20 protein-coding genes are annotated in these 23848 nt (G+C 37.8%); 11 read left to right on the top strand and 9 right to left on the bottom strand.

Annotation, left to right across the window (positions count from 1 at the left end):
• Window positions 1–310: 310 nt before the first annotated feature.
• Entirely contained in the window at window positions 311–3115 is a 2805-nt protein-coding gene (locus tag ACN1CD_RS12170) for a hypothetical protein (RefSeq protein WP_419130663.1), read from the top strand.
• 34 nt (window positions 3116–3149) lie between these two features.
• Window positions 3150–3428, top strand: a complete 279-nt coding sequence (locus tag ACN1CD_RS12175) for a hypothetical protein (protein ID WP_419130664.1) — start codon at window positions 3150–3152, stop codon at window positions 3426–3428.
• A gap of 388 nt (window positions 3429–3816) precedes the next feature.
• Here the strand turns inward: ACN1CD_RS12175 and ACN1CD_RS12180 are convergent, their stop codons facing one another.
• The 5 genes from ACN1CD_RS12180 to ispE form a co-directional block, all read right to left on the bottom strand.
• Window positions 3817–4113, bottom strand: coding sequence for a hypothetical protein (locus tag ACN1CD_RS12180; protein WP_419130665.1), 297 nt, complete (start codon window positions 4111–4113; stop codon window positions 3817–3819).
• A gap of 85 nt (window positions 4114–4198) precedes the next feature.
• Complete coding sequence (locus ACN1CD_RS12185) at window positions 4199–4918, bottom strand: pirin family protein (RefSeq protein ID WP_419130666.1); 720 nt, start codon at window positions 4916–4918, stop codon at window positions 4199–4201.
• Between the two features lie 266 nt (window positions 4919–5184).
• On the bottom strand, window positions 5185–6354 hold the full coding sequence (locus tag ACN1CD_RS12190; RefSeq protein WP_419130667.1) for a trans-sulfuration enzyme family protein: 1170 nt from the start codon (window positions 6352–6354) through the stop codon (window positions 5185–5187).
• 150 nt (window positions 6355–6504) lie between these two features.
• A complete protein-coding gene (locus ACN1CD_RS12195; RefSeq protein ID WP_419130668.1) occupies window positions 6505–6921 on the bottom strand; it encodes an OsmC family protein in 417 nt (138 codons plus the stop codon).
• Window positions 6922–7054: 133 nt separating this feature from the next.
• Window positions 7055–7858, bottom strand: coding sequence for a 4-(cytidine 5'-diphospho)-2-C-methyl-D-erythritol kinase (ispE, locus tag ACN1CD_RS12200; protein WP_419130669.1), 804 nt, complete (start codon window positions 7856–7858; stop codon window positions 7055–7057).
• Between the two features lie 203 nt (window positions 7859–8061).
• Between ispE and ACN1CD_RS12205 the strand changes: the two genes are divergently transcribed.
• The 6 genes from ACN1CD_RS12205 (at window position 8062) to ACN1CD_RS12230 (ending at window position 16536) form a co-directional block, all read left to right on the top strand.
• Window positions 8062–8883 (top strand): thymidylate synthase, encoded by an 822-nt coding sequence (locus ACN1CD_RS12205; protein ID WP_419130670.1) that lies wholly within the window; start codon window positions 8062–8064, stop codon window positions 8881–8883.
• A 105-nt stretch (window positions 8884–8988) separates the two neighbouring features.
• The gene (locus ACN1CD_RS12210; protein WP_419130671.1) at window positions 8989–9354 is read left to right on the top strand and encodes a four helix bundle protein; all 366 of its coding nucleotides are present in this window, start codon (window positions 8989–8991) and stop codon (window positions 9352–9354) included.
• An 87-nt stretch (window positions 9355–9441) separates the two neighbouring features.
• On the top strand, window positions 9442–9951 hold the full coding sequence (locus ACN1CD_RS12215) for a dihydrofolate reductase (protein ID WP_419130672.1): 510 nt from the start codon (window positions 9442–9444) through the stop codon (window positions 9949–9951).
• A 335-nt stretch (window positions 9952–10286) separates the two neighbouring features.
• Entirely contained in the window at window positions 10287–13271 is a 2985-nt protein-coding gene (secDF, locus tag ACN1CD_RS12220; RefSeq protein ID WP_419130673.1) for a protein translocase subunit SecDF, read from the top strand.
• A 917-nt stretch (window positions 13272–14188) separates the two neighbouring features.
• Entirely contained in the window at window positions 14189–15514 is a 1326-nt protein-coding gene (locus ACN1CD_RS12225) for an NAD(P)/FAD-dependent oxidoreductase (RefSeq protein WP_419130674.1), read from the top strand.
• A gap of 161 nt (window positions 15515–15675) precedes the next feature.
• Complete coding sequence (locus ACN1CD_RS12230; RefSeq protein ID WP_419130675.1) at window positions 15676–16536, top strand: hydroxymethylglutaryl-CoA lyase; 861 nt, start codon at window positions 15676–15678, stop codon at window positions 16534–16536.
• A gap of 78 nt (window positions 16537–16614) precedes the next feature.
• On the opposite strand, the gene ACN1CD_RS12235 is transcribed toward ACN1CD_RS12230, so the two are convergent.
• The 3 genes from ACN1CD_RS12235 to fbaA all read right to left on the bottom strand — a co-directional run bounded on the left by ACN1CD_RS12235 (window position 16615) and on the right by fbaA (window position 18742).
• Window positions 16615–17037 (bottom strand): GNAT family N-acetyltransferase, encoded by a 423-nt coding sequence (locus ACN1CD_RS12235; protein WP_419130676.1) that lies wholly within the window; start codon window positions 17035–17037, stop codon window positions 16615–16617.
• Window positions 17034–17519: a low affinity iron permease family protein gene (locus tag ACN1CD_RS12240; RefSeq protein ID WP_419130677.1), complete on the bottom strand. Its 486-nt coding sequence runs from the start codon at window positions 17517–17519 to the stop codon at window positions 17034–17036. Before ACN1CD_RS12240 ends, ACN1CD_RS12235 begins: the two co-directional genes overlap by 4 nt.
• A gap of 143 nt (window positions 17520–17662) precedes the next feature.
• On the bottom strand, window positions 17663–18742 hold the full coding sequence (gene fbaA / locus ACN1CD_RS12245; RefSeq protein WP_154279366.1) for a class II fructose-bisphosphate aldolase: 1080 nt from the start codon (window positions 18740–18742) through the stop codon (window positions 17663–17665).
• A gap of 310 nt (window positions 18743–19052) precedes the next feature.
• On the opposite strand from fbaA, the gene accD reads away from it, so the two are divergent.
• The 3 genes from accD to ACN1CD_RS12260 all read left to right on the top strand — a co-directional run bounded on the left by accD (window position 19053) and on the right by ACN1CD_RS12260 (window position 22653).
• Window positions 19053–19898: an acetyl-CoA carboxylase, carboxyltransferase subunit beta gene (gene accD / locus ACN1CD_RS12250; RefSeq protein WP_419130678.1), complete on the top strand. Its 846-nt coding sequence runs from the start codon at window positions 19053–19055 to the stop codon at window positions 19896–19898.
• A gap of 260 nt (window positions 19899–20158) precedes the next feature.
• Window positions 20159–21706, top strand: a complete 1548-nt coding sequence (locus ACN1CD_RS12255; RefSeq protein WP_419130679.1) for a M20/M25/M40 family metallo-hydrolase — start codon at window positions 20159–20161, stop codon at window positions 21704–21706.
• Between the two features lie 707 nt (window positions 21707–22413).
• Complete coding sequence (locus ACN1CD_RS12260) at window positions 22414–22653, top strand: hypothetical protein (protein WP_419130680.1); 240 nt, start codon at window positions 22414–22416, stop codon at window positions 22651–22653.
• A 189-nt stretch (window positions 22654–22842) separates the two neighbouring features.
• Here ACN1CD_RS12260 and ACN1CD_RS12265 read toward each other — a convergent pair whose 3' ends face one another.
• Complete coding sequence (locus ACN1CD_RS12265; protein ID WP_419130681.1) at window positions 22843–23847, bottom strand: cytochrome d ubiquinol oxidase subunit II; 1005 nt, start codon at window positions 23845–23847, stop codon at window positions 22843–22845.
• Window position 23848: the final 1 nt, after the last annotated feature.

Genomic DNA, 23848 nt, shown 5'->3' on the forward strand with positions numbered 1-23848 from the left:
TAAAATGGTGATAATTTTCTCATACCACCCGTATCATATTTTCAGAAAACTCAAGAAAATTTTTGCTTAAAATCGATTAATAAGTGTAAATTAAAGCACTGAATTCAATGCATTAAAAAGATGTGTTTAAATACGCTTAAGCAAGCAAAATACAATTAAAATCACAGCTTATTATGCAAAATAATGAATTTAAATAAAACACACAAACAACTGAAAATCAGTTTAAAAAAATCATCTGATTAAATCTATAATACAATTAAGCAAAGCACACTAAAATCTTAAAAACTAATATTTTTAGCAAGGTATTTAAATGAAGTTAAATAAACTAAACAAAAGACTTATTATCAGATACTTAACATCAATTTCATTAAGTATTATTTCATATCCTGTTTTTGGTCAAATATTCAGTACGGCACAGAACCCACTTAGTGTACATTGGAACTATATTCAATCGGGAGGGTTCAAAATCATTTATCCCAAAGAACTTGAAAAAGATGCGCAAAGAATGGCGAGAACCTTACCCTTCATTTATCCTAAAGTTGGACTGGGCCTAAGACAGCAGAAGACGTCAATCCCACTCCTACTTCAAAACCAAGGAACTATTGCTAACGGCTTTGTTCAGCTTGGCCCGAAGAAGTCTGAGTTCTATACTACGCCACCGCAGTATTTCGACAGCCAGGATTGGCTGAATAACCTCGCTGTTCATGAGCTTCGACACATCGCACAGTTTGACAAATTGACAGGATCAAAGAAACATCCATTTCCAGAACTCGCATACTTCGCCTACTTCGGTGCTGGCATCCCTACCTGGTTTTTTGAAGGCGACGCCGTAGTGAATGAAACCGCATTAACCGAGTCGGGCCGGGGCCGACAGCCAAATTGGATCATGCCTTATCGGGCATCAATTTTAGAAGGCAAAAAATTATCTTACAGTAAAGCCTATTTTGGATCTAATAAAGATGTTACTCCAGGCTACTACCAAACCGGGTATTTGATGGTTGCAGACATGAAAGAAAAATTCGGTCAGTTCCTATCAGACAGCTTACTTGGAGATATCAGAAAACGGCCTATCAGGATTTATCCATTCTCAAAAAGTTTAAAAAAATACACTACAAAAAATACGAAAGAATACTTCCTCGCTACTCAGGATAACGTAGCTGATAAATGGACAAATCAACAGAGACTTTTAGTTACAGAAAACTATCAATCAATAAATAAAAAAACAGCGTTGGCAACCAACTATTTTCTGCCAGTGCGATTGAATAAAAATCAGGTTTTGGCACTTAAAGAAAGTAAGCAGGAAGCAAGGCATTTTGTACTCATCAATAAAGATCAGCCCGAACAAAAATTATTTAGTATTGGTTACCAGGAACAACCTTGGTTTAGCTTAAAAAATAACCTGCTCGTTTGGGATGAAATCCGTTATGATCCCCGGTACAAACAAAGGAGCTACAGCGTAATCTGTTCATACAATTTAGAGACTAAAAAATTCAATAAACTGAGCAGCCAAAGTAGACTCTTCTCCCCCACCCTATCTGATGATGGAAAGAAAATAATCGCTGTAAAAGTTGAACTGAACAATCAATTCAACCTCGTAGAAATTGATGCACTCAATGGAAAGATTTTAAAAACTTTCCCTAACCTCGAAAACGAAATCTTACAGACCCCAAGTTTTGACAAAACCGGAAATAGGATTGCTTACATCAGCGTAAGTGAAAAGGGAAAAAGTTTATGGATAATGGAAGGCGAGAAAAAGACTGTACTCATTTCAGAAAGCAGACAACAACTGAGCCGGCCAATTTTTATTGGCGACAAAATTGCTTTCAATGCACACTTCAATGGCATCGATAATATTTATCAAATAAATATCAACACTAAAAAAATAACAGCATTAACGGCGGCGAGATATGGAGCCTTTAATCCTTCTGAAACGGCAGACGGAAAAATCATTTTCAACGATTATAAAATTAATGGATATGAAATAGCAGAAGCTCTACCTGATCAAAAATCAATCGAAAAAAACAGCTTTGTAGATTTTGCAAAAGCAGCAGAAAAACAGGAAAATGTTGGAAACGTTTTTAATGATATTCCAGATACCACTTTCCAATCAAAACGCTATCACCAAGGATTAAATCTCTTTAGTGTACATAGCCTTATTCCGGTTATCGAAAATGAATATGTTTTTGGCTTAGAACTTCAATCCAACAATTTATTGAACACGATGGACTTCTATACTGGCGCAAAATATCACCGCGACCTGAAGCGTTTTGAATACAGCGCAGATATTCGCTATAAGGCGCTTTACCCGGTTTTAAGCGTAACTTACAGGAACCGTCCAAAGCGAACGTTCTACCGCACTAAAAACGTGATTCAGCAAGGCGACTGGCGAGAGAACTATGTGAAGCTTAATGCATCGCTTCCCTTATCGTTTAATGCCAGGAACCAGACCTATGCTTTTACGCTAAACACTGCAACCAGTTTTACACAACGGTATCTACCGGAGAACATGCCTTCTAATTTTATCAAAGCATTAAGATTCCCGATGGAATATAATTTAACTTTCAACCACAGCATAAGAACTACCGAAAGGGATATCGCTCCAAGATGGGCACAGGTTTTACGGGCAACCTATAATCACCAACCATTCGATAAAAATCTAAAGGGTGAAATCATCGCGCTCGAAAGTTTTTTCTATTTCCCTGGGATTGCAAAAAACCATTCCTTCCTGGCAAGTTTTAATTACCAAAAGGCGAGCGGCGTAAACCAGTACGCTACCGAAATTGCCACGGTTTACGGCTACAACAATATTCTCGCAAAAAGCAAATTACAAAACAGCCTGCTTCTTAATTATCGTTTTCCCTTTGTCTTTCCTGATTGGGAATTGGGACCGCTTGCTTACGTTAGGAATTTTAGAGCTGGCTTATTTTCTCACTACGAAAACATCGGAAAAGACACCAACATTGGCGAGCCAAAAACTTATGGCATAGAATTGAATACTAGTGTAAACATTTTACGGTATCAACCTGTTGTAGATCTTGGTACAAGATTGGTTTTCGTTAATAAGATATACAATCAAAATCCGATATTAGAGTTTTCATTCAATTACAGCTTTTAACCCAACCCCTTTAACAAAGGCAAATAAAAATAACATGAGCACTAAAACCATCTTCATCATCATCTTAACTGTATTGCTAACCATCTTTTTAACTGCCAACATAGACCCTGTTGATTTTGATTTTCTGGTAGCCACGGTTCCTGTCTCCAAACTTTTGGTCATCGGAATTTGTGTGATTATTGGTTTCATCATCGGTTACATTGTTGGTCGCCCTAAAAAAACAATCAGCAGTTATGACAATGAGATTGAAAGAAACCAGACGCTTCCAAATAAAAAAGAATTGAGTGATGAGGATAGGGAGTACATTAGCTAGGATTTTAAGGATTGCAGGATTATATGATTTGAAGTACTTAAGATCAAAGTAATTCTCATATCTTAAGTATTAGCTACGGCTAGGCTATTTTAACGCCAGAACGGTTAAAATATAAAATTTCCGTTAAAGGCATTTGACGAGGAAAATCTTAAATCTTATCATAACAGAAATCGTGAAACGATTTTTCTTCGTTTCGTTGCAACCTCATTGCGGCCAATAAAATCCAGAAGGAGATTGCCACGAATATTACCGATGAAGAATCGGAGAATATTCTCGCAAGGACGACAGGTTGGGTTTGGTGTTTAATATATAATCGGCTTTTCTATAATAAAGGGATTAATCTCACTAGCTAATATGAATGAATTTTATATAAACGGTCGTTAATTGTCTAATCCAACGCAGTCATAATTTCGCCATATAGCAAACCACTTCCGCCACCATAGTGCTGAATGATTTTAATATCCGGCTTAATCGCATTAAATCTTGATTTTAAGGCCTGTTCGCATTCCTGATCAATACCATTGCCTAATAAAACCAGATCAACAACCTGCTCTTCAAAAATTGACACGGCTTCTGCATCTGTACAAACGCAAATACCTTTCCATTCTGGCCGGGCATTTAGTAAACGATTCATCACCACAGTAATTTCAGGATCTCTACCGATATAAAGTATTGTATTCTGCATATAATTTGAGTTAAAGGTTAAAAGTTAAAGGTTGCGAGTCCTAGCCATTAGCCCCATAACTCGCAAACCTTAACACATAACTGGTTTATAATTCCATCGGAACATCCATTAACAATACTTCTGCATCTGCAGAGATTGCTTTAAAGCTGATGCGATCTGTATCCCAAACACCAATTGCATCTCTTCTATTTAATGTTTGTCCATTGATGGTTACTTCTCCACTGATCACAAAAGCATAAACGCCATTGCCTTGTTTTTTAATTTTATAATCGGTTTCAAAGCCTTCATCAAATTTACCTAATGAAAACCAGGCATCCTGATGAATCCAAACATTATCATCTTCACTGTTTGGAGATAAAATCTGCTGAAAATTGTTGTGACGGGCAGCCACATCTAAAGCCCGTTGATCATATCTTGGCGTAACGTTCTTTTTGTTTGGAAACAACCAGATCTGCAATAAATTTAACTGCACATCAGGTAAAGCATTAAACTCACTATGACTTACCCCTGTACCCGCACTCATTACCTGAATTTCTCCTGCTTTAATTTCTGCTGTATTACCCATGCTATCTTTATGCGCAATAGCACCAGCTAATGGAATCGTAATGATTTCCATATTGTCGTGTGGATGTGCACCGAAACCCATTCCACCATCAATCAAGTCATCATTTAAAACTCTTAAAACACCAAAATGCATTCTTTCAGGATTGTAATAGTTAGCAAAACTGAATGAGTGGTGAGCGTCTAACCATCCATGATTAGCATGGCCTCTGGTGTCTTCTTTGTACAAAATAAACTGTGACATAAATTTCCTTTCTTGTTTATGATACAAATGTACTGCTGGTGCAGAACCTGTGCATTGATGTAGGGTAAGAAAGAAGTTTTAAGGAGGGGATTGTTTTTCGTTGGTCGTTTTTGTTGTAAGCTGTGCGTTTTAGCGTGATTAATGATTAAATCTATTTTCGATCAATTTAGATCGTTTAAAAAAATTACTCGAAATCAACTTCATAAAAAAGGCGAGATCACTAAGCCATGCTTGTCCATCTCGCCTGTAGTTCCCCCTCCAGGGGACTAGGGGGTTAATGCCTGCTCAATATCAGCCAGAATATCATTAATATGCTCTAAACCTATTGATAAACGAATCGATCCTTGTTCAATCCCTACGATATTACGTTCTTCTTCAGTAAGCTTGTTATGTGTGCTCGTTGCCGGATGTGTAGCAATTGAACGGGTATCGGCTAAATTTGCTGAAATAGAGAATAACTGCAGGTTATCCATAAATTTACGGGCAGCATCAATGCCACCATCAACAACTATGGTTACGATCCCTCCACCCTGCTTCATTTGCTTTTTGGCTATTTCATATTGTGGATGCGACGGCAGAAATGGATATTTAACCAGTTTAATTTTTGGATGTTTCTCTAAATATTCTGCTACTTTCAAGGCATTTTCGCAATGGCGATCCATCCGGACAGCTAAGGTTTCTAAGCTTTTAGATAAAATCCATGCGTTAAACGGAGATAAAGCCGGACCACTATGACGGGCAAAACCGATCACCTCTGCAATCAATTCCTTATTTCCTAAGATTACACCACCTAAAACCCGTCCTTGCCCATCGATATACTTGGTCGCCGAATGGATAGAAATATGTGCTCCCAATTTAATCGGCTGTTGCAAATAAGGCGTAGCGAAACAATTATCAACTACTAAAAGCTGGCTGTGCTTTTTTGCCAACTGACCAAGAAATTCCAAATCGATAATATCAATCCCGGGATTTGATGGGGTTTCTACAAAAATTATTTTTGTATTTGGCTTAATCAAAGCTTCCCATTCTTCTGGTTTATCCAAATCGGCATAATCGAATGTTACGCCCCATTTAGTAAACACATTAGTTAACAATTGGTGAGTAGAACCAAAAACAGAACGACTGGAAACGATATGATCGCCATTTTTTAAGAAAGCGCCAAAAGTAGTAAAAATTGCTGCCATACCTGTAGCCGTGGCAAAACCATCTTCAGCACCTTCCAACAGGCACATCTTTTCTATAAATTCTGATGTGTTCGGATTTGAATATCGGCTGTAAACATTCCCCTCTTTTTCATTGGCGAATAAGGCACGCATTTCCTCTGCATCATCAAACTTATAACTCGAAGTAAGATAAATTGGCGCAGAGTGTTCTTTATGTAAGCTTCGTTCGGTTTGCGTGCGGATCGCTATGGTTTCAAAGTTTTCGGATTTCATTTTTAAAGTATCAAGATTTGAGTATTGATTTTGAGTATCGAGATTTTAGTATCAAGTATCAAGATTTTGTATGGAGTATAAAATTGGCATCATGTATTTTCGCCTCCCAGACTTGATACCTGATACTCACTACTATATACTTACATCCCGCTATTTTTTTATTTCGTAAGTAAAATTAATTTTTGCAGATCGTCCTAATATATTCGACACAGAGCAATACTTATCAAAAGTAAGGGCAAGTGCACGTTCTACTTTTCCAGTGTTTAAATCACCGAACAACTCAAAGTGAATTTCAATCTCATCAAAGATGGGTGGCATCTCTTCGTCTTTTCGGGTGGCGTTGATGGCAATTTTAATATCATCTAAGGGTTCTTTCTGTTTGGTTAACACATTCACCATGTCGATTCCACTGCAACCTCCAAGTCCAACCAATAGCATTTCCATTGGCCTGAAACCTTTGCCCTCGCCACCAATAGTAGCTTTTGCATCTAATTCTACAGTAAAACCGCTTTCGTTTTCTGCTTCAAAATTAAATTTCCCGCTCTTGCGGATGAGATTTATATTCATTTGTTAGTATCAAGTAGTTAGTATCGAGTATTAAGACTTTACGCTAACCATGTAAATTCAATTTTTTAGTATCGAGTATTTAGTATCGAGTATCAAGACCTTACGCCTTCTACCCTATAACCTTCTACCTTTGTTAAATATTATAATAAACTAAGTTGTTTTTTTCCAGTTCGGGCAATTTAACAGGTTCGTTAAAAATTGCAAAAACAGACGAGCCGCTGCCACTCATTAAAGCGAATGTTGCGCCTGCATCGTATAAACTGGTTTTTATTTGATGAATTTGGGGATACTTTACAAATACCGATTGCTCGAAATCGTTGATAACCTTATCTTTCCATGTTGTTGGAGACAAATGTATGATTTCTTTTAAAGATTGCAAAGGCTTTTGAGGTTTTACCAGGGCATAAGCATCAGCGGTACTCACGTGTATAGGTGGTTTTACCAAAACTATAAACCAACCCGACAAATCAACCTCACACTTTTCAAATTCATCACCTTTATTAAAAGCATATACAGGCTTATTTTCGATAAAGAAAGCACAATCAGCACCTAACCTGCGGGCATAATTTTCCATTTGATTAACGGATAAACCCAGACTGAATTTTTCGTTTATTAGTTTAAGTACAAAGGCACAATCTGCAGAACCGCCTCCTAAACCCGCTCCCACCGGGATATTTTTCAATAGATTAATCTGCTGCGCGGGAATAGCATAGTCATTTCTAATTAATTGATAAGCCTTGAAACAGAGATTATCATTCGCATCTCCGGGAATGTTTATACCATGAATTTTGCAAGATGTTTCTGTTGCATCCACAATTTCTACCGCATCTTTAATTTGGATCGGATAAAAAACAGTTTCGAGGTTATGATAACCATCTGCCCGTTTCTCGGTGATGTTTAAACCCAGGTTTATTTTTGCGTTTGGAAAAGATAACATTCAGATTTGAGATTTGAGATTTGAGATTTGAGATTTTCCCTCAAAGCCAAATACGGTTCTGATGCAAACATACAAAAGTCAGGCTTGTTTAAAAATCCGTTATTGTAGAAAACTAAAAGATTTCGGGATTAAGATTTTTCACATATTTGCAACAGATTATTTTCTTAAAATTTAAAATCCCGATTATTCGGGTTTCGGGGTATATGAAACAATATTTAGATTTAATGCAGCATGTGCTGGATAACGGCGCTCAAAAACATGATCGTACAGGAACAGGAACCATCAGCGTTTTTGGCTATCAAATGCGTTTTAACTTGCAGGAAGGTTTCCCGATGGTGACGACAAAGAAATTGCATTTAAAATCAATTATTCATGAACTGATCTGGTTTTTAACGGGCGATACCAATATCAAATATTTAAAAAATAACGGCGTCCGCATTTGGGATGAATGGGCAGATGCAGACGGAAACCTGGGGCCGGTTTATGGTTCTCAGTGGAGAAGCTGGCCAACGCCTGATGGACAACACATCGATCAGATTACCAATATCATCAATACGATTAAAAATAATCCTGATTCGCGGAGAATTATTGTTTCGGCCTGGAATGTTGCTGAGATTGAACATATGGCTTTACCTCCTTGTCATGCTTTTTTTCAGTTTTATGTAGCACCTCCTAACCCCCTAAAGGGAGAAACTAAAGGCACGCTGAGTTTGCAATTATACCAACGCAGTGCGGATATTTTCCTGGGTGTTCCATTTAACATTGCATCATACGCTTTATTAACCATGATGGTTGCGCAGGTTTGCGGATTAGAAGCGGGCGATTTTGTACATACTTTGGGCGATGCACACTTATACAATAATCACATCGAACAAGCTAACCTTCAATTAAGCAGAGAACCAAAACAGTTGCCTACCATGAAAATCAATCCAGATGTAAAAAGCATCTTTGATTTCAAGTTTGAGGATTTTACTTTAGAAAACTACGAAGCACATCCGCATATTAAAGGTATAGTAGCGGTGTAGATTTCTGTTCATTGGTCATTAGCCATTGGTTCATTTGTTTGGGCGCATACCTAAATAACCTATTTTATTACATCCCTTATTTAATTTCAATTAATTTAATAGAGAATGAATTATAAATTAGAGGATTTGGACGTGTATAATTTATCAGAAATAATCTCAGATAAAATCTGGAATATAGTTACCAGATGGGAATATTTTGCAAAAGATACCATAGGTAAGCAACTTTGTAGGGCTGCCGATTCTATCAGTGCTAACATTGCAGAAGGATATGGCCGATACCATTTTAAAGAGAATAAAAACTTTTGCTATTACAGCAGAGGTTCTATTTTGGAAGTAAAATCTTTCTTAAGGAAATCGAAAAACAGGAATTTGATATCTGAAGAATGTTATTTAGAACTCTATACCGAACTACAAACCATTCATTTGAAGCTTAATGCTTACATTAAATATATCGGCAAAAATCTGACCTGATTCATAATAATCTACGAATGCATGTTTGAATCTGGCCTATTAAACAGTGCTTAATACACCATGCAAACACTAATAAACAAATGACCAATGACTAATGAACAAAAAAGCCCTTCGCTTTCCATTGCTGTTGCCACAGGAGAAAACAGAGAAATAGGCAAAAACAACCAGCTTTTATGGCATATGCCAGCTGATTTAAAATTTTTCAAACAAACTACATCGGGACATACCATCATAATGGGCCGCAAGACTTTTGATTCTGTCGGCAGACCATTACCTAACCGCCGGAACATTGTAATTTCCCGGGATGCCTCTTTAAAAATTGAAGGCGTTGAGGTGGTAAATAGTTTTGAGGAAGCTTTAGAAATTACCAAAAAGGAAGAAAAACCTGTTTTCATTGTAGGTGGTGCCGAAATTTACCGTCAGGCTTTACCAAAGACTGATCTGCTTTATTTAACTACCATCCATCATCAATTTGATGCAGATACCTTTTTCCCTGAAATTAATAGAAATGAATGGGATGTGGTAAGTTCAGATTCACACAAGGCGGATGAAAAAAATAAGTACGATTATACATTTGAGGTTTTAAAGCGGAAGTAATTTTCGCAATAGCCCTGGGCCACTTAGCCGAAAATAGAAATACCTTTCGTGCCACCTAAACCCGATATAAGCGGCAGCCCCGGTTTTTTCTACCGGGCTACAGCGTTTAGCGGGACCGAACCCAAACCAAATGCTGCTGCTCTTGCTTTCCAAATGAATCAACTGGTATAATTTGATCATTAAAATGGATGGAACGTAACGATTGCATTGGTATTATGCGCTAATGGAAATTAATCTTAATAAATTATCAGTTAAGGGGTTCTATAATTTAAAAATTTAATTAGATTTGCCGACTTGTTAAAAAACAGCGAAAGACAAATTATTTTAAACAAACAATGCAAGGAAAAGGTTTTATTAAGTTTATAGCGATAGTTTTAGCTATCGTTTGTGCGTATGCGCTCTCTTTTACTTTGGTAGCATCCAATGTAGAAAAAGCCGCCAAAGACTATGCGAAGGGTGATCTAGCTAAAGAAAAAGCTTATTTAGATTCGATGAGTACCGAGAAAGTGTATCCAGTTGTTGGGTTTACTTACGGGGAAGTTAAAGCTAAAGAGATTAATTTAGGTTTAGACTTAAAAGGTGGTATGAACGTAACGATGGAGATATCGTTAGCAGAATTGGTTAAATCTTTAGCGGGCAACCCTACTGATGCTAACTTTAACAAAGCGGTTCAAAATGCACAAATCCAATTAAACGCCGGTGGTAAAGATTACATCAAAATTTTTGTTGATGAATTCGAAAAATTAAGCCCAGGTGTTAAGCTTGCAGATTATTTCTCTAATCAAGACAATGCATCTCAGTTAAAACCCAGCGCAAGCAATAACGAAGTTGAATCTTTCTTAGAAAAAGAAGCAACCAGCGCTATTGATCGTTCATTTACTGTTTTACGTTCTCGTATTGATGGTTTCGGCGTAGTAAGCCCGAACATGCAAAAACAAGAAGGTAGTAACCGTATCTTAATCGAAATGCCAGGTGTACAAGATAAAGAGCGTATTGCTAAACTTCTACAAGGTTCTGCCGAATTACAATTTTGGCAAGTATACCAGGTTCAGGAAGTTGTTCCTTTGCTTGAAAACATTAACAAAACATTAGCGGCCACTTTAAAAGCTGATGCGCCAGCAACAGCTAAAGATACCACAGCAGCTCCTGCTGGTGGCAAATTGGCTGGCTTAGAAAAAGCAGCAACGAAAGATACTACTGCTAAAGGTGGTAAGCTTGCTGGTTTAGGTAAAAAAGATTCTACTGTTGTAAAAGCGGAGTTAGCAAAATCTAACCCATTATATGCTGTGCTTAGCCTTCCTGTTTACCAGGGAGAAAACGGACAACAACAATTAATGCCAGGTGCTGTTGTGGGTATGTCTTTACAAAAAGATACTGCTAAAGTTAATTCATATTTAAGATTGCCTGAGGTTGCTGCTGCAATTCCATCTACGATGAAATTTATGTGGAGCGTTAAACCAAGAGAAGGTTCTAAAGTTTTCGAACTTTATGCTATTAAAGCAGTAAGTGCTGATGGTAAACCTGATTTAGGTGGCGAGGCCATTAGTGATTCGAAAGATGATTTCGATCAAAAAGGTAAGCCAGAGGTAACCATGTACATGACCAGCGAAGGTGCTGCGAAATGGAAAAAAATTACTGCTGAAGCTGCTGCTGATGCAAACAATAAAAAATCTATCGCTATTGTATTAGATAATCAGGTTTATTCTGCACCTACTGTTCAGAATGAAATTGCTGGTGGTGTATCTTCAATTACTGGTAACTTTACTCAAGCAGATACGAAAGATTTATCTAACATCTTAAAAGCAGGTAAATTACCAGCTCCGGCACGTATTGCTGGTAGCTACGTGGTTGGTCCTACTTTAGGTGCACAAGCTATTCACGATGGTTTAATCTCTTTCGTGATTGCGTTTATTGTGATCCTGATCTTCATGGCTTTATATTACCACCGTGCAGGCTGGGTGGCTAACTTTGCTTTGTTAATCAACTTATTCTTCATCATTGGTATTTTAGTATCACTTGGTGCAGTGTTAACATTGCCTGGTATTGCTGGTATCGTACTAACGATTGGTTTATCAGTAGATGCGAATATCCTGATTTTCGAACGTGTACGTGAAGAACTTGCCCACGGTAAAACAGTTTCGTTAGCAATTAAAGAAGGTTTCAAGCATGCAATGCCTTCTATTATCGATTCGAACGTTACATTATTCATATTAGGTGCTATTCTTTACGTATTTGGTAGCGGTCCGGTTCAGGGCTTTGCAACTACCTTATGTATTGGTATTCTTTCATCATTATTTGCAGCAGTTGCCATTTCAAGAGTGGTATTTGAGGGGATGTTAGATCGTAAAGTCGAAATCAGTTTCGATAATAACTTCACCCGTAATGCATTTAAAAATTTAGCATTCAATTTTGTAGGTCGTCGTAAAATTTATTACATCATTTCTACTGTAATTATCATTGCAGGTATCGGGATGTACTTCAAAAATGGCGGTTTAAATCTTGGTGTTGATTTTAAAGGTGGCAGAACTTATTTAGTTCACTTCGATAATGCAGTAAATACTGAAGATTTAAAATCAAAATTAACATCTGTTTTTGGAGATGAAACCCCAGAGGTTAAAACTGCTGGTGAAGATAATCAGGTAAAAATCACGACCACTTACCACATCGAAGATCAGGATGTTAAAACGGATAAAGTTGTTGAAGATGCCTTGAATAAAGGCTTAGCTGGTTCCAAATATGAAGTGGTAAGTTCTCAAAAAGTTACCCCGATTATTGCCAGTGATATTGTAAACGGTGCATTTTATGCCGTGTTGATTTCATGTATTTTCATGTTTATCTACATTGTTGTTCGATTCAAAAAATGGCAGTATGGTTTAGGTGCAGTAATTGCACTGGCGCATGATGTTTTAATGGTATTGTCTTTCTACACGATTTTAGATGGCGTGATGCCATTCTCATTAGAAATCGGTCAGGATTTTATTGCAGCGATTTTAACTGTAATGGGTTACACCATGACAGAAACAGTTGTGGTATTCGATCGTATCCGTGAGAAACTAAAAGAATCTGGTAAAGAAGATTTACATGGCGAAGAGCGTAATAACTTAATCAATTTTGCATTGAACAGTACCTTAAGTCGTACCATTTTAACTTCGTTAACGGTGTTCTTCGTGTTATTGGTAATCTTTATCTTCGGTGGAGACAGTATCCGCGGGTTTATCTTTGCCTTATTGATCGGTCGTATTATTGGTACGTACTCATCATTATGCATCTCTACTCCTATCGTAATTGATTTAGGTAGTTCTGCAGAAAAGAAAAAATAAGAAATTAAGATCCTTAAAAAAAAGCGTTCCGAGTAATCGGGACGCTTTTTTTATGCGCCTCATTCTGTTTAAGTTTTAGGGGATTTATTATGGCATAGGAAATAATGGAAGTAGAAGCCGGCCCCCTATCCGCCTCTCGGCACCTTTCCCCGGGAGGGAGAATGCGTAAGAAAAAAACATCTATCACACCCTGCAATCGGCACCCTGCTATATCCACCCTGCTATCCGGCCTAGGAGATGATGGAAGGAGAAACTGTTGAAATTTTTGCACAAGCGTTCAAATACCTCAAAGCCAAGGTAGCGCGAACGGCTCCTAAAACAAATCTCGATTACAGACCAAATCGAGCCCTTGTGCTACCGCTATTTAAATTTCGACGAGCTCATCCAACATCAGATCCAAGCCTTGATTGTTTGCTTCTTTATCATCAAGGATAAAGAAGAAGCCCTTCGGCGGCTAGCCAAGGCAAGCCAGTGCAGCGGAAAAAACTGCCCCTACATCTATCACACCCTGCAATCGGCACCGCCATTTCCACCCTGCTATCCGGCCTAGGAGATGATGGAAGGAGAAGCTGTTGAAATTTTTGCACAAACGTTCAAATACCTCAAAGCCAAGGTAGCGCGAACGGCTCCTAAAACAAATCTTTATTACAAACCAAATCGAGCCCTTGTGCTACCGCCATTTAAATTTCGACGAGCTCATCCGACATCAGATCCAAGCCTTGATTGTTTGCTTCTTTATCATAAAGGATAAAGAAGAAGCCCTTCGGCGGCATGCCAGCGCAGCGGAAAAAACTGCCCCTACATCTATCACCCCCTACCATCGGGCCTAAGAGAAGATAGAAAACTCTCTGAACCTCATTCATTAAACCTTTTCAATATCTATTTGTTAGATTAGCAAAAGAATAAACCGATACAGAATGGATCTACAGCTTCCTAAAAGTGAATACCCTAGAATAGTAATTGTTGGTGGTGGATTTGGCGGAATTGAGCTTGCTAAGCGACTGAAAAACAAACCTTTCCAAGTAGTGATGTTAGATAAACATAATTACCATACTTTTCAACCGCTACTTTATCAGGTAGCTACCGGAGGTTTGGAAGCAGAATCTATTGCCTTCCCGCTTCGTAAAATCTTTAAGGGACAAAAAAATCTTATTTTCAGGGTAACGAAGGTTACTGAAATCGATTCGGAGAAAAATTGTTTAAAGACCGATATCGGCGATGTGTGTTACGATTATCTGGTGCTCGCTACTGGCTCTACAAGTAACTTTTTTGGCAATAAAGAGATTGAACAAAACTCTATGCCAATGAAATCTATTCCTGAAGCACTGGATTTAAGGAGCATGATCTTACAAAACTTCGAAAAATCGCTCATTGAAACTGATGTAACTAAAAAAAATGCCTTGTTAAACTTTGTTGTTGTGGGCGGCGGACCAACTGGTGTTGAAACTGCTGGCGCCATTGCAGAACTTAAAAAGCATGTGATTCCAAATGATTATCCAGAGATGGATTTAAGCAAAGTGAATATCTATCTGATTGAAAATTCACCGGAATTATTAGGTCCCATGTCGCCGCAGGCACAAGTAAAGGCCAAAGAATTTTTAATTAAAATGGGTGTCCAGGTGATGAATGAAACCCGGGTTTTGGGTTACGATGGATTAACACTCACCTTACAAGATAAAGCCCCTGTTATGGCTTCAACCGTAATCTGGAGTGCAGGAGTGAAAGGTGAATTAGTCGCTGGTTTAGAGCGTGCTGAAGTTGTTCGTGGTGGTCGCCTGAAAACAGATACTCAAAACCTTATTGTAGGTTATCAAAATATTTATGCTATCGGAGATGTTGCTTCAATCATTAATGATGAAACCCCAAATGGCCATCCCGGAGTAGCGCCTGTTGCCATACAACAAGGACATCAACTGGCTAAAAACCTGGTTAACATCAAGGAGAACAAGCCTTTAGAACCCTTTAAATATTTTGATAAAGGCTCTATGGCTACCGTAGGCAGAAATAAAGCGGTTGTAGATATTGGTAAAATCCGTTTTCAAGGTGTGTTTGCTTGGTTTACCTGGATGTTTGTCCACCTGATGAGTTTAGTTGGTTTTAGAAATAAAATTATTGTTTTCGTAAATTGGCTCTGGAGTTATTTTAGTTACGATCGAGGAACCAGATTAATCATCAGAACATTTGTTAAGGATAGAAGTGTTGATTACCGTCAGGAAGCAGAGCGTGTGAAGGAAGTTAATTAGGGAGGGCGTTGAACGTTTTTCGCAAGTCGTTTTTCGTTTATTAGAGATCGTTAGCATAGCTTTAGTCTTTAGGCAACTCACATATTATACTTTAATTTTACCATTACTTCTTTTCTTTGCGAAAAACTTTGCGCATTTTGCCGTTAAACGATCCTGAAACAATGAGCCAAACCGAATTCAAATTAGTCGAATGTCCGCGTGATGCCATGCAGGGATTACACGATTTTGTGCCTACAGCATTAAAGTCTCAATACCTGAATTTGCTTTTGCAGGTTGGATTTGATACGCTCGATTTTGGCAGTTTTGTGTCCCCGAAAGCAATTCCACAGTTGGCAGATACAGCTGAGGTTCTGGCTAATCTGGATTTGGATGCTACCAACACCAAACTCTTAGCTATAGTTGCTAATTTGAGGGGGGTAGAAACAGCTATCAAACATCAGGAGATTAGCTACCTGGGTTTCCCTTTCTCTATCTCAGAAACCTTCCAGCAAAGAAATACCAATTCCAGCATTAAGCAGTCGTTAGTAACCGCAGAAGAAATGCTTTCTTTATGTGTTAAACACAACAAAAAGGCTGTTGTTTATTTATCTATGGGTTTCGGAAATCCTTATGGCGATGAATGGAATTATGAAATTGTAGAAAAATGGGCAGATGTTTTGGTAGATAAAGGCGTGGAAATTATCTCTCTCGCAGATACGGTGGGCATTTCAACCCCTGAAAAAATAAACGAAATTTTACCAAAGCTTTTATCAAGATTTAGCCATACAGAAATTGGCATCCATTTGCACTCCACCCCTGCCGAGCGGTTCGAAAAAATCGAAGCAGCTTATCATGCTGGCGTCAAACGAATCGATAGTGCATTGAAGGGCTTTGGTGGTTGCCCGATGGCTGCAGATGATTTAACCGGAAACATTGCAACAGAAGAGGTAATAAGTTTTTTAAATTCTAAAGGCGAGAACTTAAATCTGAATATGGATAAATGGAATGAGGCAATGGTTTTATCAGGGAAGGTATTTAGGTAGCCTCCTTCTTTTGCCACAGAAACACAGATTTTCACGGAAAAAATTCTGTGTATTCCGTGTTTCCGTGGCTAATAAAAGTTAAACCTTCTTCACCATTTTAAAATGCTGAATCCCCGCTTCTTCAAACTGCTCTCCTTCCGCAACAAAGCCAAATTTAGCATATAAGCTCATGGCATCAAGCTGCGAGTTCAAGTAAATATAATGAGCATCTTCTGGTAAATCAGATAATGCTTCGGCAATTAAAGCCCTTCCTACACCCTGCCCTCTAAAATCTTTGAGCACGGCAAAACGCTCTAATTTATAACCTGCATCAGTTTTTCTCCAACGGCAGGCACCACATGGCTGACCATTATGAGTGGCTAAAAAATGGATAGATTCCTCTTCATGCTCCCATTCCAATTCTGGCGGACAACTTTGTTCATCAACAAAAACAATTTTACGTATGGCGAATACTTTATCTAACTCTTCCGGGTGGATAACTTTTTGAACCTGTAAACTCATGGTCTATGGTGTTTAAAATGTTTATTTGTTTCTAATTTCGATTCATTCAATTCCTTTGCAACGTCAATGGAATGTGAGCAATGAATATCGGCCTCTTTTTTGGCAAGTGTAGCAATCGTAACATAAAATTTATGTAACTGATCCAGTTCCTGCTCACTCAGATCTTCAATATCAACCATGCGGTTACTCGCACCTTGCTGAGCAGCAATGAGTTCGTTCAATTTCAACTGAATGGCTTTCCCATCTTTATTTTGCGCTTTCTGGATCAGAAAAACCATCAGGAAAGTAATAATTGTTGTTCCGGTGTTAATCACCAGCTGCCAGGTTTCCGAATAATGAAATACCGGACCTGTTACCGCCCATATTAAGACGATTAAGGTAGCCGCAATAAAAGCAAAAGAACTGCCTGTGAATTTGGTTGCTGCATTAGCAAATTTCTCGAAAAAATTATTCTTTTTAACGTTGGTTTTAGGTTTTATCATCACATTTCGTTTCCTTAAATGTAATTATAAAAACAAACAAAAGCGCCATAAGTTTTCCAACCAATGGCGCTTTTATTTAATTACTGAATGAATGATTTTTGAATGATTGAATAAGATTATTTAATATCAAAAATCAAATTTACTTACAGTTTATCGTTTGCGTTGATGCAGTTTAAATCTTCAAATGCTGCAGTTAAACGCTTTACAAATGTTTCTTCACCTTTACGTAACCAAACACGTGGATCGTAATATTTCTTATTTGGTTTATCATCGCCATCAGGGTTACCAATCTGGCCTTGAAGAAAAGCTTCGTTCTTTTTGTAATATTCTAAAATACCTTCCCAGAATGCCCATTGCATATCTGTATCAATATTCATTTTAATGGCGCCATAAGAAATTGCCTCTCTGATTTCCTCCTGAGAAGAACCAGAACCACCATGGAATACAAAGTTAATTGGTTTCTCAGCCGTTAATGCAAATTTCTCTTTCACGAAATCCTGAGAGTTTTTCAAAATAACAGGCTGTAATTTCACGTTACCTGGTTTATAAACACCATGAACATTACCAAATGCCGCAGCAACCGTAAAACGTGGCGATACTTTGCTCAATTCTTCGTAAGCATAAGCAACTTCACTTGGTTGAGTATATAATTTTGAACTATCAACATCGCTATTATCCACACCATCTTCTTCACCACCGGTAACACCTAATTCAATTTCGATCGTCATGTTCATTTTAGACATGCGTTCCAGGTATTTCGCAGAAATTTCCATGTTTTCTTCGATAGATTCTTCAGAAAGATCTAACATATGCGAAGAAAACAAAGGCTTTCCTGTTTCAGCGAAGAATTTTTCACCGTGATCTAAAAGGCCGTCAATCCAGGGCAATAATTTTTTTGCAGCATGGTCTGTGTGTAAAACCACAGCAACCCCATAATGCTCTGCTAATAAATGTACATGTTTAGCTGCAGATACTGCACCTAGAATACATGCCTGTAATTTCTCATTATCTAAAGATTTACCTGCGTAAAATTGCGCACCACCATTAGATAATTGAATCATAACAGGCGAATTTACTGCCTTAGCAGTTTCCAATACCGCGTTAACCGTATTTGTACCGGTTACGTTTACTGCTGGTAAAGCAAACTGATGTTTTTTAGCCTGTTCAAATAATTCTTGAACGGCATCTCCGTAAATTACGCCTTTGTAGCCTTTTAAACTCATCTCTTGTTAATTTTATTAAGTCCGAAGTTATAAAAAAAAATAACATTCCAAGCTTTTGTAACAACAGAATTATTTGCTTAACAACTAAATAGAGGCTGTTTAGTGTAAAAATCACATTATCCTTAGTGTAGAAACTACACACTCTTGCCGGCAATTTCCAGTTCGCAAACCGAGAGGGCAGCTTTTAATTAAATACGGATCATTTCTCTAATTGCAAGTTAACTATTGGCCAATGACTATTTTACTGATAATAAGGGTCTACTTTATTATATTTTTCGTTTCTTTGCAATCCAATTCTTTAAAAAATTATATGGCTTGGTTTAAGAGAGAAAATAAAGGTATCATCACCACAACAGAAGAGAAAAAAGAGGCACCGGATGGTGTGTGGAATAAATGTCCCAATTGCAAAAAACCGCTACATCAAACAGAATTGCAGGAAAACAAATACGTTTGTCATTACTGCGATTACCATTTGAGAGTAGGTTCTAAAGAATATTTTGAAGTTCTATTTGACAACAACGAATTTAAAGAGTTATTTGCCAACCTCACATCTGGCGACCCTTTAAACTTCAATGATAATAAACCTTATACCGAAAGAATCATAGAAAGCCAGGCTAAAACTGGTTTAAAAGATGCCATTCGTGCTGGCGTTGGTAAAATTGAAGGGCAGGAATTGGTAATTGCCTGTATGGATTTTGCATTTATTGGTGGTTCTATGGGTTCGGTAGTTGGTGAAAAAATTGCCCGTTCAATCGATTATAGCATTAAACACAAGGTTCCATTTTTAATGATTTCCAAATCAGGTGGCGCACGAATGATGGAAGCTGCATTTTCACTAATGCAGATGGCTAAAACCTCGGCGAAACTTGCCTTATTGAGTCAGGCTAAAATTCCTTACATCTCTTTATTAACTGATCCTACAACTGGTGGCGTTACGGCATCTTACGCGATGCTTGGTGATATCAATATTGCAGAACCAGGCGCATTAATTGGCTTTGCCGGCCCAAGGGTAATTAAAGAAACCATTAAAAAGGATTTACCAAAAGGTTTCCAGACTTCAGAATTTGTTCTTGAACATGGTTTCCTGGATTTTATTGTGGATAGAAGAGCCATGAAGGCTAAAATTGGCGCTTTTATTAAAATGATGAATAATTAGATTGGTTCAGTAGTTCAATAGTCATTTGTTCATTAGTGCAAATCTCCTAATAAACAAATGACAAAATGAACCCTAACTATAATAAGAAAAGCAGGGCTTGAATAACTTCGGTTAATTCAGTCCTGCTTTTTGTTTCCATATAAAACCTATAAGATCTTTAAGACCTTATAGGTTTATTTTGTGCCATCTGCAACATTTCCATTAACATCCATTTCCACGGTGCTTATTCATTAAATTAGCACATCATTAACTAACCTATTATGAATAAAAAACTACTCTTACCAACCTTACTCCTATTTACCTCCGCTTTCACTTTTGCGCAAGACAAAAAAGTAATCGATAACATTGTAAAAGAAGTAAACGAAAACACCCAGTTAGAAAAACTCGCTCACGAACTTTTAGATGTAGTCGGGCCACGTTTAGTGGGTTCTCCACAAATGAAACAAGCCAATGATTGGGCGGTAAAAAAATACAGCGACTGGGGAATTTCTGCCAAAAATGAGAAATGGGGCGAATGGGCTGGCTGGGAACGCGGCATTACACATATTGATTTAGTAAGCCCGAGAGTACGCACTTTAGAAGGCACACAATTGGCCTGGAGTCCATCTACCAATGGAAAAACGATCAATGCAGAAGCCATAGTTCTTCCAACAATTACCGATTCGGTAGCATTTCAGAAATGGTTGCCAAGTGTAAATGGTAAAATCGTTCTGATTTCCATGAACCAACTTTCTGGCCGACCGGAAAAGAACTGGGAAGAATTTGCGACAAAAGATTTGTTCGAAAAATTCAAAAGAGAAAAAGCTGATGCATTGAAATTATGGACAGCAGGTATAGCTAAAACGGGTTACAATGCAAAAACACTTCCTGTGGCATTGGAAAATGCCGGGGCAGTTGCCGTGGTGATTAATAACTGGTCGCAAGGATTTGGCGTAGATAAAATATTTGGAGCCAATACCACTAAAGTACCAACATTAGATTTATCAGTGGAAGATTATGGTTTAGTGTACCGCCTGGCTTTAAATGGTGACAAGCCAATGCTTAAAATCGAATCAGAATCTAAAAAACTAGGTGCTGTACCAACTTTCAACACCATTGCAGAAATAAAAGGAAAGCAGAAACCCAAAGAATATGTAATGTTATCGGCTCACTTCGATTCATGGGATGGTGCAAGTGGCGCTACAGATAATGGTTCTGGAACCATTATGATGATGGAAGCCATGCGTATTTTAAAGAAATTTTATCCGAATCCAAAACGTACCATTTTAGTAGGACATTGGGGGAGCGAAGAACAAGGGTTAAATGGTTCAAGAGCTTTCGTTGAAGATCATCCGGAAATTGTTGGAAATCTACAAGCCTTATTTAATCAGGATAATGGAACAGGTCGCGTGGTTAATATCGGTGGACAAGGTTTTGCGAAATCAAAAGACTACATCACCCGTTGGTTAGCTGCCGTTCCGGATACAATTAAAAATCAGATTAAAACAAGCTTCCCCGGCATGCCGGGTGCAGGTGGATCTGACTTTGCTTCTTTTGTAGCAGCAGGTGCATTAGGTTATTCCTTAAGTTCTACCAGCTGGGATTATGGAACTTATACCTGGCACACCAATCGCGATAGCTATGACAAATTAGTTTTTGATGAAATTCGTAGCAATGTAATTTTAGCAGCGATTATGGTTTATATGGCTTGCGAAGATCCTGAAAAAACTTCCACAGAAAAAGCCACAGATTTGCCAGTCAATGAGCGTACTGGAAAACCAGCAACCTGGCCTGTACAAAGAAAATCAACCAGAAAAGGTGGATTATAAATAACAATTGAACATATTCTAAAAGGAGCATTTGGAAACAGATGCTCCTTTTTTAAAATTTAGTTATTAACTAAAATTTTGAAAACGAGCTCAATATTTAAATTTATAACAGTAATTTTTTATTGTTTTATTATTATCAAAGGTCAAATTATTGGCATTCCACTTATTTTCTACCTGCTTTTTTCTTTGTTTGATTTAGGAACGATAAATCAATTGCTATCAGTTTTGGCAATTGTGGGTCTAGTTTTAATTTTAATTAAACACGAATTGAAGCAGTTAAAAATCAATTCAAAAGTTATTGCTTTTTTCTTAATCTTATTACCTATAACAATTCCTTTATTTTATATACCGTTTAATGCTTACAATTATCCGGCATTTATCTATCCTACTGTACTATTCTTAGTCACGTATGTACTTTATTTATTTTTCCATTTAAGAGACATTAATAGAATACGAAGAACCCAAGATTGATATAGCTTCTTGTCATCTACAACCACCCAGTGGTTGGTGGCTCACCAACCACTTTTATCCTTGCCTCGGCTGGCCGCCGAAGGGCTTTTACTTTTGGCTTGGCCCAAAAGTAACAAAAACCCAAGGCTTGGATCTGACGTCGGATTAGCTCGTCAAAATTTAAATGGCGGTAGCACAAGGACTCGATTTGTTTTAATAGAGATTTTATTTTAAGAGCCGTTCGCGCTACCTTGGGTTTGAAGTATTTGAAAGTGGGTGCAAAATTTCAACGGCTTTTCCTTCCATCATCTCCTATGCCGGATAACAGGGTGGAAATAGTAGGTGCCAATTGCAGAGTGCGAAAAATGGTTTTATCTTTCGCCCTTTCCCTTCCGGGAAAAGGTGCCATCAGGCGGATAGGGGCTTTTTCTCCTTCCATCATTTCCTACGCCAGAAGCAGGGGCATAGAGCAAAGTGCTAATCCAGGGATGAAATAACTCTCCCACCTTGCTATCATCTAGAGGGGATAATTTATTTCATAAAAATCAATATAAGTGAAGTTATTGTAATTATTTGATTTTTAAATATTTAATAGAACTATGGCAATTGCTTTTCAGAAAATTCAGGAAATTAGATTGCCACACTTTAATGAAAAATTAAAGTACGCAGTGACGAATTTCTGATACCTATTCTTCCTTTTTCTGAAACTTATAAAATAAATAACCTAAAAAAGGTAAAATCAAAATACTCCCTAACAACAGCGCTAAGCCTAAACTATAAATGGTTTTCTCGGGTCCAACGGTTTCGAAAAGTGAAATCGCATCTCCGTTTTTTAAGCGAATAAAATTGGGAAAGTGTGCGTAACTAATGGCTACCAAAATCATCGTAACCTGGAAACCTGCTAAAATCCTCAACACTTTGGTTTTTCCCTTAATTAGAAGATACCAAAGTAAAATCAACGATAAACTTGCTAATATAATCGCGCTTAAGCCTACAGGATTTTTAAAAACCCAATCAATTAATGGAATTTTATCAAGCTGTGCGGCAATGAAAACCATAGCTCCAAATACTACCGCTGCAATATTCATGTATTCGGCTTTTTTGATAAACCTGCCCTTATCGTGGGTATCATCAGTTTCACCAATCAGATAAATAGCCGCCAGGAAACCGCAAAGCGAAACCGTAAATAAGCCTACCGCAATGGAAAACCAATTGAGCCAGCTGTAGATATAAGCAGAAACGAAATCCTTAGCCTCCGTATCAATATGCCCGGAAATTAAGCTGCCGGCAATAATACCTAAAAATAAAGCCGTGATAAAGCTGGAATACTTGAAAATGCGATTGTAAAGCCACTGCATATCATCTTTTATCGCATCATAATGGCGAAATACGAATGCTGTACCCCGGGCAATAATTCCAACAAGCATAATGAGCAAAGGAATATGCAGATAAACTGACATGGTGGTATAAATGTGCGGAAAACCAACAAAAAGAATTACAATGGCAATAATGAGCCACATGTGGTTGGCTTCCCAAACCGGGCCAATGGCCTGATACATGGTTTTTCGGGTTCTGCTTCTATTCTTGGTGGAGGTAAAAAGTTCAATAATTCCGGCACCAAAATCTGCTCCTCCAAGTAAAAAGTACAGCAATATGCCCAAACATAAAAAAGTAATTACAACATATTCCATA

This window comes from Pedobacter sp. N23S346 (assembly GCF_048515415.1).
In the GTDB taxonomy this organism is placed as follows: Bacteria; Bacteroidota; Bacteroidia; order Sphingobacteriales; family Sphingobacteriaceae; genus Pedobacter.

Excerpts from the sequence above, each read along its gene's own strand:
- ACN1CD_RS12170 (WP_419130663.1), top strand. The coding sequence starts at position 311 with ATGAAGTTAAATAAACTAAACAAAAGACTTATTATCAGATACTTAACA.
- ACN1CD_RS12175 (WP_419130664.1), top strand. The coding sequence starts at position 3,150 with ATGAGCACTAAAACCATCTTCATCATCATCTTAACTGTATTGCTAACC.
- ACN1CD_RS12180 (WP_419130665.1), bottom strand. The coding sequence starts at position 4,113 with ATGCAGAATACAATACTTTATATCGGTAGAGATCCTGAAATTACTGTG.
- ACN1CD_RS12185 (WP_419130666.1), bottom strand. The coding sequence starts at position 4,918 with ATGTCACAGTTTATTTTGTACAAAGAAGACACCAGAGGCCATGCTAAT.
- ACN1CD_RS12190 (WP_419130667.1), bottom strand. The coding sequence starts at position 6,354 with ATGAAATCCGAAAACTTTGAAACCATAGCGATCCGCACGCAAACCGAA.
- ACN1CD_RS12195 (WP_419130668.1), bottom strand. The coding sequence starts at position 6,921 with ATGAATATAAATCTCATCCGCAAGAGCGGGAAATTTAATTTTGAAGCA.
- ispE (WP_419130669.1), bottom strand. The coding sequence starts at position 7,858 with ATGTTATCTTTTCCAAACGCAAAAATAAACCTGGGTTTAAACATCACC.
- ACN1CD_RS12205 (WP_419130670.1), top strand. The coding sequence starts at position 8,062 with ATGAAACAATATTTAGATTTAATGCAGCATGTGCTGGATAACGGCGCT.
- ACN1CD_RS12210 (WP_419130671.1), top strand. The coding sequence starts at position 8,989 with ATGAATTATAAATTAGAGGATTTGGACGTGTATAATTTATCAGAAATA.
- ACN1CD_RS12215 (WP_419130672.1), top strand. The coding sequence starts at position 9,442 with ATGACTAATGAACAAAAAAGCCCTTCGCTTTCCATTGCTGTTGCCACA.
- secDF (WP_419130673.1), top strand. The coding sequence starts at position 10,287 with ATGCAAGGAAAAGGTTTTATTAAGTTTATAGCGATAGTTTTAGCTATC.
- ACN1CD_RS12225 (WP_419130674.1), top strand. The coding sequence starts at position 14,189 with ATGGATCTACAGCTTCCTAAAAGTGAATACCCTAGAATAGTAATTGTT.
- ACN1CD_RS12230 (WP_419130675.1), top strand. The coding sequence starts at position 15,676 with ATGAGCCAAACCGAATTCAAATTAGTCGAATGTCCGCGTGATGCCATG.
- ACN1CD_RS12235 (WP_419130676.1), bottom strand. The coding sequence starts at position 17,037 with ATGAGTTTACAGGTTCAAAAAGTTATCCACCCGGAAGAGTTAGATAAA.
- ACN1CD_RS12240 (WP_419130677.1), bottom strand. The coding sequence starts at position 17,519 with ATGATAAAACCTAAAACCAACGTTAAAAAGAATAATTTTTTCGAGAAA.
- fbaA (WP_154279366.1), bottom strand. The coding sequence starts at position 18,742 with ATGAGTTTAAAAGGCTACAAAGGCGTAATTTACGGAGATGCCGTTCAA.
- accD (WP_419130678.1), top strand. The coding sequence starts at position 19,053 with ATGGCTTGGTTTAAGAGAGAAAATAAAGGTATCATCACCACAACAGAA.
- ACN1CD_RS12255 (WP_419130679.1), top strand. The coding sequence starts at position 20,159 with ATGAATAAAAAACTACTCTTACCAACCTTACTCCTATTTACCTCCGCT.
- ACN1CD_RS12265 (WP_419130681.1), bottom strand. The coding sequence starts at position 23,847 with ATGGAATATGTTGTAATTACTTTTTTATGTTTGGGCATATTGCTGTAC.